Below are 6653 nucleotides of genomic sequence, written 5' to 3'. Positions count from 1 at the left end.
TTCCTTCGCGTGTTGCAATGCCTTCTATGCATATTACTGCTTCATGGCTGGCTTTGTGGGCCAGGCATGGTTGACCGGCAACGTCCCCAATCGCGTATAGCCCCTTATCGCTAGTTTCGCAAAGATTGTCAGTTAAAATAAAGCCATTGCGGTCGAGTTCGACTCCAGTATTCTCTAGACCTAGATTATCGGAGTTCGGGACGACGCCAATCGCGCAACACACACGATCGAAGGTAACAAGTGACGACTGTTTTGTAGCCATATTTTTGACCTCTGCGGTTAAGCCCTCATCAGAGCGCACGAGAGAACACACAGAGCTATTCACCAGCACTGTTACACCCTGGGACTGCAAAATTTTGCCCATGGCGGAGGAGATGCTATCGTCCTCCAATGGAAGGATTCTATCTTGCAACTCTACTATTGTGACCTTGCTACCAAGGGCTTCGTAAAAGCTGGCAAACTCTATACCGATAGCACCGCTTCCTACAATCAGTATAGATTTAGGAAGCTCCGTGGGCACCATAGCGTCTTTTGCAGTCCACAACAATTCTTGCTCCACATTTTGCAGCATTCTCGGGCGGCTTCCCGTTGCTAGAACTATGTGGCGCCCAGCAAGTTTTACCTCTCCATTGCTGCTTGACACTAGTATTTCACCCTTACCTAGGGTTGTCGCATTCCCAGTGTAAAGTTTTACACCGTTTTTTTTCATCAAAAAAGCCACTCCTGCGCCAAGGTGAGCAACAGCACTCCTTGAGTTAGCTACCACTTCAGCGATATCAACCTGAGCAGCTCCAGCCACTTTTATTCCGTACGTGTCGGCGTTTGCTATTTTCTTCAGCAACTCAGCAGTCTTTAGTAGGGCCTTTGTAGGTATGCAGCCCCAATTTAGGCAAACACCACCCAAGCTGGACTCACGCTCTACCAGTGCTACGCTATAACCCACTTGCGCAGCGCGAATAGCCGCAATGTACCCCCCGGGGCCACTGCCCACAACAATAATATCGTACCTGTCCATAAAATACGCAACACGCCAGAATGCTGCATGATATTGAAAATCTCGGTCATTAGCAACGTAATTTTGCTCGGTACAGCCATAAAGTAGGTAGTATATCGGCGCAGTTTTATCTATCTCTGAGCGAAACTATTAAATTTATTAAGAGTTGCTATTATGCGAAAAAGTTAATATTGTCTCTTAAATTGTTAAGAGACTTAGTAATGAAGCAATCAAAATCAAACAAGTTTTCTGAACTATTTCAAGGTGGGATTAGCGCGGTCAGTGCCAAATTAAAAGATGTGGCGAAGAAAGTGAAAAAGATAATTACTTGGGACTCTTCTGATTTGCATCCAATGAGAGGGGAAGACGCCCATGATCAGATAGAGGCATGGAAAATGCAGGGGCGTGAGCTTTATAAGTTGGGTAGAAGCGTCTTGGAAGAAAAACAAAGGCATCTTAACGGCGCTAGCGGCGTTACACCCAGTATGTACGACAGAAGAAAAGGGCGCATTCTGACTGCGTACACAGGGGATCTTACGGCTGAAGCGATGCGGGATAGCAGCTATGAAGGAAGGCATGCAGTGTCGTTATGCTTGTTGGGTGAGAGTGCAAGGTTTTGGGGAGAAAAGGAACATGCATTTTGTGCGCATTATCTCATGAACTCCGAAGACAAATACGATCTGTACCTTAGGGGATTTTCGAGGGAAGGTTCATTGCTTGTCGCGAAGGTTAACAACAATTCCCTCACCAGAGAGCAGGTTGAATCCTGTGATCCCGTTTTTGTGGTTACAAAAAGTCCGGAGGGCTACAAAATTACTTTTGCGCTTTTGGAATACGAGTATGTATATGCAGACGGTGCAGAGCATAAATATAACGAGGTATTGTCTATCAGTGAGTATCTCATAGGGTTTCAACACGATACTTTTAATGCGACGCATGTGAGGAATAACAGATTGCCTTATGAGGGCAATGCAATATACACTCCACTGAGTATAACGCGGATGTCTAGTGGAGATATAGTCGTTCTCGGTAGGTCGGTAGGGGACTCCAGGGTACCTTCTACAAACCAGGGGTATTTTGCGTGGATGTTCTCTGCAGAAACCCTCGAGCTACTTAAGGTGCGTGGCGATCACACGAACAGCTACTTTTTCAGCAGAGTTGGTGGTAGTTCTGCAGAATTTCCTGAGCGCCTCTTGATCTGGGATGATGTTAGAGACCACATATCGCTGACATATATCAGTACATATCTGGCTTCTGAAGGGGCCAGGTTTTTTAGCAAGTATAAAGCGCATAGTGCGGATTTTCCAGCATATAGCAGAAGTGCAGTGGATTCTTTAATGCGCTCACCTGATCGGTGTTTTATTGAGACTCCGCGATGTAATATTGAAGCTATAGGTATTTCGCTATCTGAAGAGCATATTGAGTATATTCAGGGGATCTCAGTGAACGGAGCGCGATATATAGTCTATATTGTGCGTCCATGGGATAATAAGCGCATGGGTAAACTGTGTGTTGCATCTTTTAGTAGGGGTATGTATGAGGTTTTACAGAACATAGTTCCTATAAAGTTTCTGGTCTCTTCTCTGAACGTAAAGGCAGAAGACGACCATCTCGGAGTAATGATTGTGGAAAAAGACGCTGGTCTGTTGCACATGTACGACTTAAGGCCTAGCCAACTACACGCTGCGGGAAAATGCGATATCAACACTGTTACGAAGGACATTGCCAACTTGAGTGCTGAAGATTTTATAAATATTGCAGACAAGGGCACGAAGATTATTTCTCAAAGTATGCGTAAAGTAAGTAGCGCCCGCAGCATTGTGTCTGTGACACGTGGTCAAATGGCTGGCATTCCTGTCTCTCGAAAGAGCAAGTTTGTACTAAGGGTGGTGGAATATGCTGCTGTAAAGGAGATTTCTACCACAGCGTCAACTCAGCATAGTGTGGAAAGGGCTTCGTCAGGGCTGCGCAAGAGGGGAGATGTTGTCATCGCCGCGTTGCCAGTGGCTTCTGTTACCCAGCCTATGACTGCCGAATATAATAGTCGTGGCAACGTAGTGGCCACACGCGGTGCAGCTAATGTGACGATAGTATCTACGAGAGCCATGAATGATAAAGCCAGTGGGGATGCGACAACATATGCTTCGGTGCCAATTTCAGGTATTGGACAAGAACGCAAAGTATGTAGCACCCCTGGGGGTTTAGGCTGCATAGGTAACGCAAGTGACGAAGGCGAAAGAGCAGTTATAGAAGCGCCGCAAGAGCAAGTTTTTACAGAGCCCGGGATTTCTACGACTACTGTGAAAATTCGCGGGGACGTAGAAGACACTACAGTGGTAACTATGGTAAAACATAACTCTACAATGGAATCTGGTGGCAATGAGACGACTACGGTGCCGGGGCTATCCACTGTGACACAACAGAGCGTAGCCACCGTGGATGATATTATCTCAGATTCATCGGGTGATAAGTTCCGCAGGGATATCCACTCAAATATGTCAGTCACAACTTCCAGGCCCTGCAATGGTTCGTGTAGCACAGCGTCACAAACGCCGTTGCCGATGGACAATAAAACTATAGCTCCTACAGAGGCGATATATAAAACGGATATGGTATCTTCTGCTATGGCAGCAAGTAGCATTGCTATTTTGCTACTAGCTGTGATACTTGTTGTTGCATGCTTGCTGTATGTGAGATGGAGAACAGGAAGCTTTGTGCAGACGCGGGGTATGTATAGGCATATATACGAGGAGGGGAACGCTAGGCGTACCCGAAGGGGAGGCGGGGGCCTTAATACGGATGTGGGCATGCATAATATCCACCCAGACACCACTTTCGCTAGGGTAGACGGGGCAACTTCAGGATTTGAGTGTGTGACTACACAAGAGCTTTAGCCTACCTTAATTTTTTTTACATACACTACAGCCACGAGGTCATGCACTATCTTATTGGCGACTGTTGTAGTGAGTGTAAGATGGGTTTTCTGGGCTTGTGCCAGGGCAGTGCTATTATGGTTCTCATTGGCGATAATGGTGCCGTCATAGCTAATATTGTCAATGGAGTGGTCCGCAACAAGTACTTCGTAAGTAGCCCTAATGACCGGGAGTGGGACAGAGTAAAGGAGTGCATACAAAGCAACAGAAAAGCCAGTGTTTATGCGGTTCTGGATCACTCTGGGCAGGTATATAACAGGTGCCAGGTACCTTCTGTAGGAAAACTTGCCGCGGGGTTTGTTGTTAAAGATAGGCGTATGGGCATTGTCGACGCAACGGGCTTCAGTACACTATATGTCGTTTCGAGTGCTGTAGATAACGGGATTAAGAAGCTACAGTACATGGCTGTTGAGTGCAGTATTCAGGATGTACTTTTCAAGAATTTTCTAGATCTGATGGGAGGATTCTCGCAGTGCAACTTCAAGGGAGTACTTTTGTTTTCTGTTGAGCTGGCGATTATTGCGCATGAAGTTTCTTGCAGAGAAAACAAGACTAGGCGGTGGGTTGTGTTCATCGTGTATACCAAGGTTGGAGATTATAGACAAATAATACTCCATGAAGGGAAGCTGTTTTCCTCCACTTCAGTAAAGATTTTGGAGTCGGAGGAAAAACTTCCGTACGCAATAGCAGCTAAGGTGTACCAAGAAATGCAAGATGCGGTATGTAATATTGCCAAGAACAATGGGCCGATTTCAGATTCAGACGTAGGGCTCTACATGGTTGTTCCAGGAAATGTGAAGTCTTGCATGCTCTCATTTGATCTAAAGAAGGGTGAGATAAGTGTTTTAACGCCGTATGAACTGGGGAAGGTCCTGAGTGTACGAGACTGCGTGAGCGTCGGAAGTTGGTACTGCGATATAGTTATTTTAAGCGTTATGACGCGGGTGCCCGTGTTCCAGCATGTTATGCACACTGATGCATCGCTTGCGATCAGGCGAACTATTTATGTGAAACGGTATGCAATACTACCCACGTTCTGTGCAATAGTGATGGTTGGGACTCTGTACATATTAAATTCAGTAGGAATTTCGCGAAGCAAGAGCAGCATATCGCGCCTTAGTGAGGAATCTGCTCAACTGACTCAGGAACTACAAGCCATTCGCAATGATAGAGAGTTTACTAGAATCAACGAGATGTATGATGTATTGGATCTTTACAGGGCGTTGTCCAGCGTGAGTTCAGATCCCATAGAAGTCATGTCTATGTTGGGCACTTTGCAGAAAGATGGTTTCGAGTTTACCAGTCTATCTTGGGGTGTATCGGAAGATTTTGGGGTAAGCCTGGCCCTAGGTGTGGTGGTGTCTCCAGGTGGGTATGAAGCGCTAATAAAGAAGCTGCATGAGGTGTTACGGGGTTACAGGGTTGTTCGGGTTGAAGCGGTCGTAGAAAAAGAAAAGTCCCAAGAGTTTATTGTACACCTTGAGCGCCCAAGGGCGGGGGAGTGAGGCCATGCTCAAGTATTGTGTGGTACAACTGGCGGCGCTGCTATCAGCGCTCTCGTTAATAGGTGTGCAGCTTGTCAGTGCTCACATGCTTAAGACAAACTACCAGAGGCGCGAGGGTGCCCTTGTCAGGAGTGTTGCAAGGCTTAGGGATGACATACACTATGCGCATCACCAGGAGGTGAGGCTGAACAATAACTTTTCGATTTGGCAGGAGCTGTACAACAACCATGTGTATCATGGCAACGATCAAGCCGAACAAGTGAGTCTTGAGACTATGATAAAGCAGCTGTCTCTTGTACATAAAGTTCATGCAGAGGACATTACCACGTCCGATACTGTGGATGTTAGCGGCAGTTACAGGAAGAAATATATAAGGGTTGAAAACAGCCGAGTGAGCATAAAGTTTTCTGCGCTCACTGATAAACATGCAGTCTTATTTATGCAGGCAATCAGGTATGATGTGCCGGGGTTTGTATCGATTAGGCTTTTTGAAGTCACAAAAGAGAGAGAAATTACGGGAGACATTGTAAGGGCACATGAAGAGGGGAGAGTTCTACCTACCGTCAGTGGCACGATAGTATTTGAGCTGTACAGGATAACGGGTCGTCACACATGAGAACCGAGTTAGTAATCTGCGTAATGACTATTATATTCGGCATGTTTGCAGTACGCATTGCTGAGGCCAAGGGTTGTGTTGGTTTGGTATATGCGATCATGGATTGCTCCGCATACGATTGTGTTGCTAAATTATCTGGTAAACAGGTGAAGTACGAAGTCTTGGGTGCACATAATGGGGTCTGTAGATATTCTGAGAGTGATGAAACAGGGTTTACTTTGTGCAATGTATCCAAGGAAGACTTTGCAGCGGTGTCCAATTACCTGGTTCAGCTTTTTACAAAGAGTGGCAGTATCAGCTATTATGACACTGCGCGTCTCAGGGCCAAAACCTGCGATTTCTACAGAGTGCTCAGAAATAGTTTTATAAAAAGAGGTGCAGAGTTAGATGAGCAACGCGTAAGAGAAATTGAGCGCGCAATGGGAATGAGAATACGTCGTGAGGAAGTTGAAGGAGTGAAAAGCCTGTTTTTTGATGATGAGGCCATGAAAAAGCTAGAATGAGCACGATTTTATTGCTTGCAAACCATTTTTCAAAAGGTTAGTTAGCTGTCTAATGGGTCTAATGGGTCTAATGGGTCTAATGGGTCTAATGGGTCTAATGGG

The 6653-nt window shown here is 45.9% G+C and carries 5 protein-coding genes; 4 read left to right on the top strand and 1 reads right to left on the bottom strand.

All coding sequences use genetic code 11. The features are described 5' to 3' along the window. Positions 1-1015: dihydrolipoyl dehydrogenase family protein (locus tag PGW94_RS04170; RefSeq protein WP_271758936.1), on the bottom strand; the 1015-nt coding region annotated here is incomplete at its 3' end. 170 nt (positions 1016-1185) lie between these two features. Between PGW94_RS04170 and PGW94_RS04165 the strand changes: the two genes are divergently transcribed. The 4 genes from PGW94_RS04165 (at position 1186) to PGW94_RS04150 (ending at position 6551) form a co-directional block, all read left to right on the top strand. Beyond that, positions 1186-3888, top strand: coding sequence for a hypothetical protein (locus tag PGW94_RS04165; protein WP_271758934.1), 2703 nt, complete (start codon positions 1186-1188; stop codon positions 3886-3888). An 80-nt stretch (positions 3889-3968) separates the two neighbouring features. Beyond that, positions 3969-5432: a hypothetical protein gene (locus PGW94_RS04160; protein WP_271758932.1), complete on the top strand. Its 1464-nt coding sequence runs from the start codon at positions 3969-3971 to the stop codon at positions 5430-5432. 4 nt (positions 5433-5436) lie between these two features. Next, positions 5437-6048: a hypothetical protein gene (locus tag PGW94_RS04155; RefSeq protein WP_271758929.1), complete on the top strand. Its 612-nt coding sequence runs from the start codon at positions 5437-5439 to the stop codon at positions 6046-6048. Then, on the top strand, positions 6045-6551 hold the full coding sequence (locus tag PGW94_RS04150; protein ID WP_271758928.1) for a hypothetical protein: 507 nt from the start codon (positions 6045-6047) through the stop codon (positions 6549-6551). The genes PGW94_RS04155 and PGW94_RS04150 overlap by 4 nt, the downstream gene beginning before the upstream one ends. Positions 6552-6653 lie beyond the last annotated feature (102 nt).

It is taken from the genome of Candidatus Anaplasma sp. TIGMIC, assembly GCF_028204095.1.
Lineage (GTDB): Bacteria > Pseudomonadota > Alphaproteobacteria > Rickettsiales > Anaplasmataceae > Anaplasma.
The sequence above is the reverse complement of the archived record's forward strand: the minus strand, read 5'-3'. Positions and strand labels throughout refer to the sequence as shown.

Excerpts from the sequence above, each read along its gene's own strand:
- PGW94_RS04155 (WP_271758929.1), top strand. The coding sequence starts at position 5,437 with ATGCTCAAGTATTGTGTGGTACAACTGGCGGCGCTGCTATCAGCGCTC.
- PGW94_RS04160 (WP_271758932.1), top strand. The coding sequence starts at position 3,969 with ATGGGTTTTCTGGGCTTGTGCCAGGGCAGTGCTATTATGGTTCTCATT.
- PGW94_RS04150 (WP_271758928.1), top strand. The coding sequence starts at position 6,045 with ATGAGAACCGAGTTAGTAATCTGCGTAATGACTATTATATTCGGCATG.